13 protein-coding genes are annotated in these 12,860 nt (G+C 45.7%); 12 read left to right on the plus strand and 1 reads right to left on the minus strand.

Going from position 1 to position 12,860, the window contains the following annotated elements; all coding sequences use genetic code 11:
- Positions 1 to 3: 3 nt before the first annotated feature.
- The 12 genes from BLW49_RS09335 to BLW49_RS09390 all read left to right on the plus strand — a co-directional run bounded on the left by BLW49_RS09335 (position 4) and on the right by BLW49_RS09390 (position 11,962).
- Positions 4 to 930: an ABC transporter permease gene (locus BLW49_RS09335; RefSeq protein WP_076313650.1), complete on the plus strand. Its 927-nt coding sequence runs from the start codon at positions 4 to 6 to the stop codon at positions 928 to 930.
- Positions 931 to 936: 6 nt separating this feature from the next.
- A complete protein-coding gene (locus BLW49_RS09340; protein WP_076313651.1) occupies positions 937 to 2,013 on the plus strand; it encodes an ABC transporter ATP-binding protein in 1,077 nt (358 codons plus the stop codon).
- A 104-nt stretch (positions 2,014 to 2,117) separates the two neighbouring features.
- On the plus strand, positions 2,118 to 3,743 hold the full coding sequence (locus BLW49_RS09345) for a peptide ABC transporter substrate-binding protein (protein WP_076313652.1): 1,626 nt from the start codon (positions 2,118 to 2,120) through the stop codon (positions 3,741 to 3,743).
- A 104-nt stretch (positions 3,744 to 3,847) separates the two neighbouring features.
- Entirely contained in the window at positions 3,848 to 4,771 is a 924-nt protein-coding gene (locus tag BLW49_RS09350; protein WP_076313653.1) for a S66 peptidase family protein, read from the plus strand.
- Between the two features lie 70 nt (positions 4,772 to 4,841).
- Positions 4,842 to 5,945, plus strand: a complete 1,104-nt coding sequence (locus BLW49_RS09355) for a dipeptide epimerase (RefSeq protein ID WP_076313654.1) — start codon at positions 4,842 to 4,844, stop codon at positions 5,943 to 5,945.
- Positions 5,942 to 7,036: a C40 family peptidase gene (locus BLW49_RS29120; RefSeq protein WP_256209681.1), complete on the plus strand. Its 1,095-nt coding sequence runs from the start codon at positions 5,942 to 5,944 to the stop codon at positions 7,034 to 7,036. The genes BLW49_RS09355 and BLW49_RS29120 overlap by 4 nt, the downstream gene beginning before the upstream one ends.
- Before the next feature lie 128 nt (positions 7,037 to 7,164).
- Positions 7,165 to 8,205, plus strand: a complete 1,041-nt coding sequence (locus tag BLW49_RS09365) for a DUF1835 domain-containing protein (protein WP_090724225.1) — start codon at positions 7,165 to 7,167, stop codon at positions 8,203 to 8,205.
- A gap of 58 nt (positions 8,206 to 8,263) precedes the next feature.
- Positions 8,264 to 9,136 (plus strand): DUF1835 domain-containing protein, encoded by an 873-nt coding sequence (locus tag BLW49_RS09370; RefSeq protein WP_090724226.1) that lies wholly within the window; start codon positions 8,264 to 8,266, stop codon positions 9,134 to 9,136.
- A 114-nt stretch (positions 9,137 to 9,250) separates the two neighbouring features.
- Positions 9,251 to 9,529 (plus strand): YkgJ family cysteine cluster protein, encoded by a 279-nt coding sequence (locus tag BLW49_RS09375; RefSeq protein WP_076313658.1) that lies wholly within the window; start codon positions 9,251 to 9,253, stop codon positions 9,527 to 9,529.
- A 437-nt stretch (positions 9,530 to 9,966) separates the two neighbouring features.
- On the plus strand, positions 9,967 to 10,347 hold the full coding sequence (locus BLW49_RS09380) for a GntR family transcriptional regulator (RefSeq protein WP_076313659.1): 381 nt from the start codon (positions 9,967 to 9,969) through the stop codon (positions 10,345 to 10,347).
- Positions 10,344 to 11,213: an ATP-binding cassette domain-containing protein gene (locus BLW49_RS09385; RefSeq protein ID WP_090724228.1), complete on the plus strand. Its 870-nt coding sequence runs from the start codon at positions 10,344 to 10,346 to the stop codon at positions 11,211 to 11,213. Before BLW49_RS09380 ends, BLW49_RS09385 begins: the two co-directional genes overlap by 4 nt.
- On the plus strand, positions 11,210 to 11,962 hold the full coding sequence (locus BLW49_RS09390; protein ID WP_090724229.1) for a hypothetical protein: 753 nt from the start codon (positions 11,210 to 11,212) through the stop codon (positions 11,960 to 11,962). Before BLW49_RS09385 ends, BLW49_RS09390 begins: the two co-directional genes overlap by 4 nt.
- Before the next feature lie 93 nt (positions 11,963 to 12,055).
- On the opposite strand, the gene BLW49_RS09395 is transcribed toward BLW49_RS09390, so the two are convergent.
- Positions 12,056 to 12,832 carry a sporulation protein gene (locus tag BLW49_RS09395; RefSeq protein ID WP_076313662.1) on the minus strand — a complete coding sequence of 259 codons (777 nt, stop codon included), beginning with the start codon at positions 12,830 to 12,832 and terminating at the stop codon, positions 12,056 to 12,058.
- Positions 12,833 to 12,860 lie beyond the last annotated feature (28 nt).

Below are 12,860 nucleotides of genomic sequence, written 5' to 3' on the forward strand. Positions count from 1 at the left end.
GTTATGCAAGCATCCAACGTACCTGATCATCTATTTGTACCCATGAAGCGTGAAGCTGGAGAGGCTGAGGCGATCGTTAGACCCCGCATTCCCGCATGGAAAAGGGCATGGATACTGCTGTACAAGAACAAGCTTGCGTTTGCAGGACTTATTGTCATTATTCTTCTTGGTATTCTCGCTGTGTTCGGTCCTCTTATAGCTGAACACGGCTATGCAGAGCAGAACTTGGTGAATGCCAATCAGCAGCCCTCTGCGGCCCATTGGTTTGGGACGGACGATCTCGGACGTGATGTATTTGCCCGTATTATATACGGGGCGCAGATTTCGCTCGGCGTTGGTGTGATTGCGGCTGTTATTGATTTTGTAATCGGCGTTATCTACGGAGGGATTGCCGGATACTTCGGCGGAAGAATCGATAATGTCATGATGCGGTTTGTAGATATTTTGTACGGAATACCCTATTTGCTCATCGTTATTCTGCTCATGGTCGCCATGGGTCCCGGGCTGCTTACAATTATCGTGGCACTAACTGCGACGGGATGGATTGGAATGGCGCGCATCGTGCGTGGACAGGTTCTGCAGTTGAAATCCTCTGAATATACGCTTGCTGCCAGAGCACTGGGGGCAGGATCGTGGAACATTATTCGAAGACATTTGCTGCCTAATGCGTTCGGTGTCATTATTGTGCAGGTTACATTCTCGGTTCCGTCGGCCATATTCTCAGAAGCGTTCCTCAGCTTCCTCGGTCTTGGTATACAGGCGCCGCTTGCAAGCTGGGGGACGATGGCCAATGACGGGATGTCTACGATTTTGTCCGGATATTGGTGGCGCTTGCTCTTCCCATCCTTATTTATCTCTTTGACGATGCTGGCATTTAATTTGCTGGGTGACGGTCTCCATCAGATATTCGATCCGAAACAGAGGAGGTAACACAAGATGGCAACGAGGAATGATGGGGCAGATCCGCTGCTCGAAGTCCATAACCTGCATGTTTCGTTTGCTACATACGGCGGGAGTGTACAGGCTGTGCGAGGCGTTGATTTAACCCTCTATAAAGGAGAAACGCTGGCGATTGTAGGGGAGTCTGGAAGCGGCAAGAGTGTGACCGCGAGAAGCATCATGCGTCTCTTACCCAAGCAAACAGCTACGATTAACAAGGGCAGCATTAAGTATAAAAATACGGAGCTCGTCAGCATGAGCGAGAAACAGATACGAAAGCTTCGCGGAAGCGAACTCACGATGATCTTTCAGGATGCGATGACGGCACTAAATCCCACAATCTCGATTGGCGAGCAGCTGATGGAAGGAATCAGGCATCATCAGAAGCTGTCCAGAGGAGAGGCGAAGAAACGCGCTATGGATATGTTACAGCTCATCGGTATTAAAGATCCGGAGGCGCGGATGAAACAGTATCTGCATGAATTCAGCGGCGGGATGAGACAACGGGTCATGATTGCGATCGCTGCCATAGGGAATCCTTCCATTCTTATTGCAGATGAGCCCACAACAGCACTTGATGTAACGATCCAGGCACAAATATTGGACTTGTTTAAAATGCTGCAGGCAGAAACCGGTGTATCCATTATCATGATTACTCATGATTTGGGAGTTGTTGCTAATTTAGCCCACCGTGTTTGTGTCATGTATGCAGGTAAGATTGTGGAATCCGGTACGGTAAGGCAGATCTTCTATAATCCAAAGCATCCGTACACGCAAGGACTGCTTGCATCCATGCCCCGTGTAGACGGTGATCGCAGCAAGCCGCTTATATCCATACCCGGAACCCCGCCGGATTTATTTTCTCCACCCAAAGGCTGTCCATATACTGCCCGTTGTCCATATGTAATGGAAGTGTGCGATTCTTATGATCCGCCGTCAGTCAGCATGGACGGAGCGCCTGAACATACAGCCGCCTGCTGGCTGCTCGACGAACGCTCCAAGGGTGTGTTTCCGAAGAAATCTGTACCTACACCAAAAGTGCTTGAACCGGCGATTCGTTCTTCTATTAGTTGAGCGAATAATAGACACATGTATTGCCGGAATTCGAATCAATTTCAATATGAAACAGCTATGAAATTGATTCCATACACATTCATAAACTTAAGGGGGAGTAATCAATGAAGAAACATCGGTCCATGCTGTTGTCGTGCTGTATTGTGATCCTGTGTCTTGTGCTGGCGGCTTGTGGAGGAGAGGGTAGTGGAGCAGACGGAGACGCTGCTGATGCGAACAGTAAGATTCTGCTCGTTAATAATGGTAAGGAGCCGACGTCTCTTGATCCGCCTGTTGGTTTTGATCAGGTCTCAAATGATGTGTTGAATAATTTCATGGAAGGTTTGACCCGTCTTCAGGAAGACCACACCCCAGGTCCAGGAGTAGCCAGTGAGTGGACAGTTACAGAAGATGAGAAGCAGTATACGTTCACATTGCGGGAGGATGCGAAGTGGTCTAACGGTGACCCGGTTACGGCTTCGGATTTTGAATTTGCATTCAAACGCATGCTGGATCCAAATCTTGGCGCTGCATCGGCAACGCTCGCCTATGTTATTGAAGGAGCTGAAGCGTATAACTCGGGAGAAGGAACTGTAGATGACGTACAGGTTACAGCAGTAGATGAACATACCCTCGAAATAAAGCTGAACAAGCCCGCTCCCTGGTTTCTCGGTATGATGTCGAACCCTGCATTCTTCCCCGTACATAAGGCAACCGTTGAAGGAAATGCGCAGTGGGCAGCGGAGGCTTCTTCCATTCTAAGCAACGGACCGTTCAAATTGACGGAATGGAAGCATGATGCTGAGATTCAAATGGTGAAAAATGATCAATATTGGGATGCTGAAAATGTTCAGCTGGATGGCATTACGATGAAGATGGTAGATGATTCGACGACAGCTTATCAGCTGTATGAGAGTGGAGAATTGCATATTACGGGAACCCTGCCGCCGGATGTAATTCAATCTCTGATCGACGAAGGTAAAGCAACAATTGAGGATTCAGCAGGAACGTACTTCTATCGTTTTAATACTACGATGGAACCTTTCACAAATGCGAAGATCCGTAAAGCCTTTACCTTGGCTGTAGACAGACAGCAGATTGTAGATCTGGTGATCAAGCAGAAGCATAAGCCGGCAACCGGGCTGGTCTCCTATGGCCTGCTCGAAGGTGAGAACGGAGGGGACTTCCGTGAACAGGGCGGCGAGCTGGTAAAGTTTGATATTGAAGAAGCGAAACGTCTTCTAAGCGAAGGGATGGAGGAAGAAGGATATGATACGCTTCCGTCCGTTACTTTATCCTACAACACGAATGATCTTCATCAGAAAATTGCGGAAACAATGCAGGCCATGATTAAAACGAATCTAGGTATTGATATCACACTGGCGAGCAAGGAGAGCAAGGTACTGACCGATGAGCAGAAGAGTCTTCAGTTCCAAATGTCAAGAAGCTCATGGCTCCCTGACTTTGCTGACCCGATTAACTTCCTCGACATATTTGTATCCGGTAGTCCTAATAACCGGACAGGCTGGAGCAATAGTGAGTATGACCAGCTGATAGAAGCTGCTTACAGCGAGCCGGATGTAGAGAAACGATTTACGTATTTGCATGAAGCAGAGAGCATACTTATGGAAGAGATGCCGATCATGCCGATGTATTTCTATAATTCCGTGTACTTGCAGAAGGATCATTTAACTGGGGTGCTGAGGCATGCATACGGATATATTGATTACAAGTACGCAGAGTTACAATAAGCAAAGACTTCATACATGCTAATGCTTGCAGGTTCTCCCGGTGATCGAACCAGATCACTGGGAGTTCCTTTCTATACGTGCCCGAGAGGAGTTGAGCGAAGGAGATGAATACAGAGTTTAATACGATATATCCTGATCCATTACGTATGGGGGATAAGGTCGGAATTATGGCTCCGGCAAGTCCGGGGGACAGTGCTCGTATAACGAAGGCAGCCGATCACCTGCTCCGTCTTGGCTTACAGGTTCAATTTGGCAAGACAGTCTACAACGAATACGGATATTTGGCCGGAACGGATGAAGACAGAGCTCAGGAACTGAATGACATGTTCGCCAATCCAGAGATTAAAGCGATTGTATGCGCCAGAGGCGGATATGGAACGGCAAGAATGTCAGATCTGCTGGATTATGAGCTTATTGGGCGTCATCCGAAATTTTTCTGGGGCTACAGTGATATTACATTCCTGCATAACGCCATTTTTCAGCGTACGGGTCTAATCACATTTCATGGACCTATGCTGACCTGTCTGGCCGCTGATTCCGTTGATCCACTTACCCTACAAGGCTTTGATATATTGTTCGGTAAGGATATACCACCCTATACAGAGGCAATTTCTCCACTTGAGGTTCTCTTGCCTGGAACGGCAGAAGGAGTTATCGTCGGCGGCAATCTCTCGCTGCTTGTGACGACACTTGGCACTCCTTACGAGATAAATACGGAAGGCAGGCTTCTCTTGATCGAGGATATTGGCGAAGAGCCTTATCGCATAGACCGCATGCTGAATCAGCTTCTTCAAGCAGGCAAGCTGACGGAAGCAGCGGGTATCATCGTTGGTGATTTTCATCATTGTGATCCAGTTAAGCGAGAAATGTCCCTATCACTGGAAGAGGTAATACAGCATTATATTACGAAGGCGGGCAGACCCGCCATGGGTGGGTTTCGAATCGGCCACTGTTCCCCGAATATCGCCATTCCTTTAGGGCTTCCTGCACAGCTGGATACAAGTCGCAAGCTGCTCCAGTTCGGGTAGGTGTTGAATGAATTGTTCTTGTGGGATTTAGGATAGATCCTGGCTTAAAATATCAAGGAGGTACATTAAAGTGCGAATACAGAATATTGAGGTCATGCGCAAATATACGCCATTAATCAAGCCTTTTAAAACCGCATTACGAACTGTTACGCAAAGTGAATCCATATTGGTTCGAATGACAGCCAGTGATGGACGAATTGGATGGGGTGAAGCACCGGCTACCGTTGTAATAACAGGAGACAGTCTTGACAGTATTGAGTCAGCTGTACTTCATACCCTGGGGCCTGCTATTCAGGGCAGAAGCCTGCTTGCTTACGAGCAGCTATTACAGACAATACATACGGTCATGGTCGGCTCGAGCAGCGCAAAAGCGGCAGTGGATATGGCGATTTACGATTTGCTCGCACAGTACAGCGGTATGCCTCTATATCAATTCCTTGGGGGATATCGGGACCGGATTGAGACGGATTTTACAGTAAGTGTGGGAACGATGGCAGAAATGGCAGATGATGCGGAGCGCTGTGTAGCTGAGGGCTTCAATGTGCTGAAGATTAAAGTGGGGAAAGATCCGATCGAAGAGGACATTGCCAGAATTCAGGAAATTCGCAGCCGTGTCGGTAACGAGATAGGGATCAGGCTGGATGCCAATCAGGGCTGGCAGGTAAAGGAAGCGATTCGTTGTATCCGCAAGCTGGAGGATCTCAACCTGAATATTGAACTGGTGGAACAGCCCGTGAGAGCGGGTGATCTTACAGGGCTCAAGACCGTAACAGACGCTGTGGATACGCTCATTATGGCTGACGAAAGTGTATTCACTCCAAGTCAGGCGCTTGAAGTGCTTCAACATCGTGCTGCCGATTTGATCAACATTAAGCTGATGAAAGCCGGGGGGATCTACAAGGCTCAAATGATTAATCAGCTTGCCGAAGAATACGGTGTAGAGTGTATGGTGGGAAGCATGATTGAATCCAAAGTAGCGGTAACCGCGGCCGCCCATTTTGCAGCCAGCAAGAAAAACATAACAAGATTTGATTTTGACGCGCCGCTAATGATGGATGGCAGAGATATAAACGGCGGTGTTGTTTATGACGGCAGGATTATCCGATTTACGGATGCAGCTGGACTCGGAATTCATGATGTACGCATTCAAGAAGGAATGGGGGTAACCGGATGAAACCTTTTGAATACAGGCCCGGACTGAAAAACATGACAGTGAGTGTTCCGGTTGCTGCGGTATGGACCACACCGGAGTCCCCGCGGGCAATGGATGTGAGCGTGCTGCACAATCCAATGGATATGAGAGGCTGGATTGGCAGTCTGACTACGGATGAACGGCTGGATTTGTGCATATCCAATCGCATCCAAACCCAGGTTCTATATGCCGAGGAGGTAGTAGTCTTAGAGGTGAGAGATGGATGGGCGAACATCCGCATACCTAACCAAGCGACAACGAAGGATCCGCTCGGATATCCGGGCTGGGTTCCTTATATTCAGCTCACGGAATGGAGCCGTGACGTTGCACATGACAGCGGAGTGCGATTAAATGCACAGGTGCAAATCAATTCATATGAGCAGAAGAGCGCTGAGGCTCAAGAGCAAATGAATGCTCAGGTGCAGATTAACGATCAAGAGCAAATGAATACTGTGGTTAATACTCGTATGCATGCTCAAGTTCAAAATAAGCGGGTTCAAGTTCGTGCTAAATTTGCCAGGATGGCGTTATTATCAGAAAAGGCAGGAGTATCTTACTTGGAACTCAGCTATTTAACAAGGCTTCCATTAATGGAAGTGAGAGATACAGAGGTTTATGTTCATTCTCCTCATGGAGTAGGTGTACTCAACAAAACGGATGTTACTATCTTAGATCACTGTATTGGAACAGGCTTAGACCTAGGGAGCCGCATTGCGGCAGAAGCAAGTCGATTTCTGGACCTGGCGTATTTGTGGGGGGGGCTGTCCTCATATGGCTATGATTGTTCGGGTTTTGCATATAGTATGTATGCGTCTCAAGGAATTACCATTCCGCGGGATGCTTCAGATCAGGCTCTAGCAGGAACAGAAGCAGCGAGTAATCAGCTGCGTCCGGGAGACCTGCTTTTTTTTGCATATGAAGAAGGAAAAGGCCGCATTCATCACGTAGGTATATATATAGGAGACGGGAAAATGATTCATTCTCCGGATTCGAAGAGCTGTATTGAGGTGGTGGAATTAACAAGTTACAAATTGATTAAAGAGCATTGCGCATCCAGAAGATACTATGACTAGCCGGTATTTAAACCATGTGATTCTACAGTACTTTATGATTTATTACAAAATTTTATCATCTAACCATTTTACAACTATAGAAATGGGGACTTACAATTAGGGTTAATTATAATAATGAAATTAACGAGATGGATCACTATAGATTAAAGCAATTTGTAGATTGGGTGCTGCAACAAAGCGATTGTTCAATCGGAGATTCAGGCTCGGAGAGCGAAGAACTGGGCCGTAGAATTAAGGAAATGTGGCGTGAATCTTTACAAGAATCTCGAATCGAGAAATTAACTCAAGAAGATCCTCCTAGAATCTATATAACTTCTAATTTATCCACTGCAGGTAAGCTAAAGGTCTCCTTGTCGAAGGCAGGGCTTCGGCAGGAATCCATAGTATACAGCTTGGAGGATTTCTATGCGGTTGGACCGTTGCGCCATATTGACCAGCAGCAATATGAAACAGAACGTTACATGTGGATGATGAATCATATGGGCTATGATCATTATTATAGTAACGGACTACATCATATTGCAGCAATGAAGCCGATTCTAGAGAATATTCCGGATCATAAATTGATTACGATATGGGCAGGAAGCAATGCACATGACTATATATTTTCACGTTTAGTTTTGCATTTGCTTCGTGGAGTCAAGGCAGAAATCCGGATCTTAAATCCTGAAGAAGAGTATAAGCGTCTACTTGCGCTAAATCTTTTACCCGTTGTTGATAAAGAATTGGACCACACGGTCTTACATCAGCTCCAAACGGAAGATGTCTCTCAGCTCATACAGAGAATTCAGGGGGATTTGTTATCAGAAGAGGATAGAGCACGATATGCCAGTGAATGGCGGGATATTTCAGGCCGCAGTGAAATGCTGCGCGTATTAATAGAAGGTAAACTGCTGTTTTTGGCGGAAGATGCCTACGATTCTGTAATCATGGAAGTCATTCACGAACAATGTAACCTTCTTCATAGGGTGGAGGATAAATATATTCATAACGAGGAATATGTGTCAGCAGGACTATTGATTGATCCTATACTTGAGCGTTATCCTGAATTAATGAGTGCCCATCTGATATCATATCGTTTTCGATCATTAATAGCGAATAAGAAGCTTGAATTTGTTGGTGTTCCTAATGAGACTCACCAGTATTATCTGAAGCCTGCGAAGGTATAACATTCGTCGTACCGGGAATGGCTGAATTACATCCCTATTTTAGAAAGAGGTGGCATACATGACGGAGCAGCATGTTCATTTAATGTTTGGGATGTCAGAGCAGGGAGTCATGAAAGCTGCATTACATAAAGCGGAAATTCGTCATTCACACAAATTACTCTCGTTTAATGACTGGTTTGCATATGGACCACTGTCTGGCATCGATCTTACGGATGGAGAGAGCAGTCGTATATCGTGGATGTCCCAGCGATTGTCCAATTATGACAAACTGTATACGTACAATCCCGAGCATCAGATAGGAACGGTCATCAGAGCAATCAAGGCGATTCCGGAAGGCAGCAGAATTACGATCTGGCATGGAGATCATGCACATGATCAGATCGGTTTGCGGTTTGCGGTTTATTTGCTACAAGATCGGGAAGTACAGATCGTATTAAACAATGCTGCTGAGGAATACCAAACGCTATTTTTAAGTGAAGTTAGTGACAAAGAGGCTCAGAATAAGATGCCTGTTCTATTACCCGTCAATCTAGCCCAGCTTAAAAAGGAACATTTTATTCCAATGCTGGGTCGGTTGGAACAGAAGGCTTCACTAAGTGATGAACAAAGAATCCAGCTTACCAACGAATGGCAAGATCTCTCTCTAAAGGATCTACCGCTCCGACTATGGGAGAACAATCAGTTTAAATGCAGCGATGAGAACGCACTGGATGATATCATTGATGAGGTTGTGACAGAGCTGGGTTTACAATTTGATGATCACTACGTTCCTGCTTCCAAGGTTGTGGCTGAGGTGCTTGTTAAGCTTCATCGCTATTATTTGCGCAAAGACTTCTTGGAATTTAGACTGCGATCACTGATTGAAACCAAGAAGCTGCAGTTCAAGGGAGCACCCGGACAGCTGCATCGTTATAGTGTAAAGACAGGCTAGATTCAGGTTCTTCAAGTTCTATAAAACAAGCAGTTATAATGCGCTATGTCTTTCGCATAAGCTAGTACAAATAAGCCTTGGCTTGCGAACTGGCTATAATGAGAGGTGTAGAAGATGGAATGTAGAACCGGTTGTGGGGCATGCTGTATCGTGGTGTCCATATCATCTCCGATTCCAGGGATGCCTGAAGGTAAACCCGCCGGCGTAAGATGCGTTCAGCTGACGGAGGACAACAAATGCAGGCTGTTTGGCCTTCCCGAAAGACCCAAAGTATGCAGCAGACTAAAGGCTGAACCGACGATGTGCGGTGATACGAATGATGAGGCCTTCAGCACGCTGACGGAATGGGAGAGATGGACTGCACCAGCTCCCAAAATGACAAGAACAAGCTGATATAAGAGGCGGAGAACGATCCATAACACACGTGATTACGTTGCAACCGTCCTTGGTTATTACCGAGGACGGTTGCTTTTTTGTACGTCCAGAGGGGAACACTGGACGCTAACAAACACTCCGAGTGGAATTTTTGGATGACGAACGACTTTCGCGGAGCGACCGGAGAGAGACAGCCAAAAATGGAAAGAGCCTGGTAAGGCTGAGCAGCTTCCTGCCTCATTTCTGATTAGCTGATAATTGAATCGATCTCTCAACGAATATGACATGAGAAAAAGGCTGGATAAAGAGGACTGGACTCTTTTTCAGTCTTTTTTGTATTTAGGCAAATCAGGTGTCAATTCAACTTGACTTGTCATAAATATGTGATATGGTTATATACATGACTATATAACCATATATCGAACGACGGATGGTGAACAGGTGGTGAGCGTAAATTGAGTAGAGGATTAACGGATAACAAACCTATTTTTCAGCAAATCAAGGAAAAGATCGAAGACCAGATCGTGAACGGTGAGATTAAAGAACACGAACAAATTCCATCAACCAATCAACTCGTGCAGTTCTATAAGATTAACCATCTTACCGTTTCGAAAGGGATCAATCTTATGGTCGATGAAGAGATTATTTATAAAAAGAGAGGTGTAGGCATGTTTGTCGCGGAAGGGGCAAGAGAGAAGCTGCTTGAAGGGCGTAAAGGTGCTTTTGCGGATCAATACATCCTGCCGATGCTGCAGGAAGCAGAGAAGCTCGGAATGACAGATCAGGAGCTCATTAAGTTAATTGAACAACGAAGAGCAAGGGGGACGAATTCATGATCATTGAGATGAATCAGCTCGGTCTGAAATATGGGAAGCATGTAGCGCTCGATAATTTATCCCTGAGTTTGGACAGTGGCAAAATATATGGGCTGCTGGGGAGAAACGGTGCGGGTAAGACCACCTTATTAACCATACTCGCATCGTTTAGACGCCAGACACAAGGTACTCTTCGTATTGATGGAGAGAACGCTTATGAAAATGCCAAAATTATGCGTCATGTGGCTTTTGTGTACGAGATGGATTACTCGGCTGAGACGGAAAAAGTAAAAGGAATGCTGGAATCGGCTGAACGCTACAGACCCTACTTCGATATGGATTATGCCTTGTATTTAGCGAAACGCTTTAAGCTTCCACTGAATAAGGCGATGAGCAGTCTATCCAAGGGTATGCAGTCTGCCGTTAACGTAACGATTGGACTTGCGGCTCGAGCTCCCGTTACTTTATTTGATGAAGCTTATCTAGGAATGGACGCACCGACTAGAGAGCTGTTCTATAAGGAGCTGCTGGAGGATCATACGAACCATCCTCGGACGATTATCATGTCTACACATCTGGTATCTGAAATGGATTATTTGTTCGAAGAAGTCATAATCATCAACAAAGGACAGCTTGTACTCAAAGAGACTTCAGATGAGATCTTGTCTCGAGGAGCTACTGTCACAGGAGCAGCTTCCACCGTCGATGCATTTACGAAGGGGATGAAAGTGCTGAATGTACAGCAGTTAGGCGGTACGAAATCAGCAGTCATCTATGGGGAGTTATCACAGGAGCAGCGCCTAACTGCTCAGCAATTGGGGCTGGAATTAGGGAATGTCCCGCTGCAGGATTTATTCATTCAATTAACGGAGGAGGAAGAATCATGATGGAAATGAAACCTTTTGAGAACAGCAAGAAGATCGCGTTCGATCTGTTTTATGTCCAGCTGGTTTGGACCCTGTGGTTTGTTTCATTTTTGTTTCTGTTTCAGTTTTTGATACTTCTGCTTCCGGATTTCATCAAGCTGAACGTTTCTGAAATGGAATCACCAGCCTCCATGTATTTTATGAATTTTGGACTTACTGCATCTAAGACCTACATGCTCGTAATCGGGATTATATCCTCTTATGCTTTCCTGAAGCACTATATTCATCAAGGGGTAACTAGGAAGGATTATTTTGTAGGTTCTACAATAGCTGTCATTCTTCTATCCATCCTTCTCCCGATCCTCATGTGGATTCTTTCAGGTGTTCAGTACTTGATATTGGGATGGGCTGGAATACCCCGTCAAGAATCCGTTGTTATTGGATATGAGATGTTTAGCTTGATGCCGTTTATAATATTTACATTGCAGTTTCTAGTTTATTATTTAGCAGGATGGATGGTTTCTATGAGCTTTTATCGCTTTGGCTTCTACGGCGGGTTGCTATCGATACCAGTAGGACTCGCTGGTCTAATCCTCCTTGATATGGTGTGGGGCGGCGGTGATGCAGTGGAGCTGCTGTCTGACTGGCTTCCAATCTATCCTATAGAGCCCACGACGACAACGGCGATGCTTACTTCATTGGTCCTTGCTGCTGTGTTTATCCTCCTCCACCGATTGATATCCCGAAACATCGTTATCAAAATAAAGTAGCGCGTGTAACAAGAATGCTTTTACCATCATACGACGAAAAGAACGCTGGTTCTCTCACTCGAAGTGAGAATAAACCAGCGTTCTTTGTATAAGTTATCTGGATTGATCATGAATAACACGCTCAATCTGACGAGCAATATGCTCTGTGCCTTGGGCAATGTCCGACCGGTCGAAGTATAGTCTGACATGACGCTCATCCAAATCGAAAGCCTGTTCGAAAAATCCTCCAAGTCCGCGTGCTCTGCGGTCAACCTCTACTAGCACATGTACGCCGTCATGATCCAGATTCATCATGAGCTCAAGCTCTTTAACGCGTCCAGAGAAGGAACTGCTCGGGTAATATTCAAACTCTTGTACAAAAGGAACACCGCGGCCTAGTTTAGACGCATGCTCACAGGATGAAGTTTTGTATCGGAATCCGAGATATTCTACGGCTTCAAAAATAGCAGACATATAATGATGTGGCTCGACTTGAATTGAATCATGGTCTTTGGGATCAATAGCCATCTCAATATCAAGACCTGTACTCAGCCAAACCGGCTGACGATTATATGTTACCGGTGTTTCAAGCGGCAGTGGGAAGGAGAATGGAATCTCCAGCTGCTCGTTACTCTCAATCCGAAGGTTCTTCGATACGTTGAATTTGGCAAGTGTGTAGTTATATTCTACTTTACGATCATCCTGTTCACGAATGTAGCGTGTCATCAGCTGAATATATATTTTCTCGATTTCTTGTTCAACACTGCCACCTTTTATGCGAACCACACCTTTCACCGTTTCACCGGGTACATAAGATGTTTTTTCTAATAGCGTGTCAATTTCTGCAGCCCCAATTCCGACTTTGGCCAGCATTTTATTAAAGAACGACATAGAATAAGCAGCCTCCTTATAAATTCAT

Source organism: Paenibacillus sp. PDC88, from assembly GCF_900106725.1.
Taxonomy (GTDB): domain Bacteria; phylum Bacillota; class Bacilli; order Paenibacillales; family Paenibacillaceae; genus Paenibacillus; species Paenibacillus shunpengii.

Bases quoted from the DNA above. Each gene is read 5' to 3' on its own strand.
- BLW49_RS09390 (WP_090724229.1), top strand. From the start codon at position 11,210: ATGATGGAAATGAAACCTTTTGAGAACAGCAAGAAGATCGCGTTCGAT.
- BLW49_RS09395 (WP_076313662.1), bottom strand. From the start codon at position 12,832: ATGTCGTTCTTTAATAAAATGCTGGCCAAAGTCGGAATTGGGGCTGCA.
- BLW49_RS09335 (WP_076313650.1), top strand. From the start codon at position 4: ATGCAAGCATCCAACGTACCTGATCATCTATTTGTACCCATGAAGCGT.
- BLW49_RS29120 (WP_256209681.1), top strand. From the start codon at position 5,942: ATGAAACCTTTTGAATACAGGCCCGGACTGAAAAACATGACAGTGAGT.
- BLW49_RS09340 (WP_076313651.1), top strand. From the start codon at position 937: ATGGCAACGAGGAATGATGGGGCAGATCCGCTGCTCGAAGTCCATAAC.
- BLW49_RS09385 (WP_090724228.1), top strand. From the start codon at position 10,344: ATGATCATTGAGATGAATCAGCTCGGTCTGAAATATGGGAAGCATGTA.
- BLW49_RS09345 (WP_076313652.1), top strand. From the start codon at position 2,118: ATGAAGAAACATCGGTCCATGCTGTTGTCGTGCTGTATTGTGATCCTG.
- BLW49_RS09365 (WP_090724225.1), top strand. From the start codon at position 7,165: ATGGATCACTATAGATTAAAGCAATTTGTAGATTGGGTGCTGCAACAA.
- BLW49_RS09350 (WP_076313653.1), top strand. From the start codon at position 3,848: ATGAATACAGAGTTTAATACGATATATCCTGATCCATTACGTATGGGG.
- BLW49_RS09375 (WP_076313658.1), top strand. From the start codon at position 9,251: ATGGAATGTAGAACCGGTTGTGGGGCATGCTGTATCGTGGTGTCCATA.
- BLW49_RS09370 (WP_090724226.1), top strand. From the start codon at position 8,264: ATGACGGAGCAGCATGTTCATTTAATGTTTGGGATGTCAGAGCAGGGA.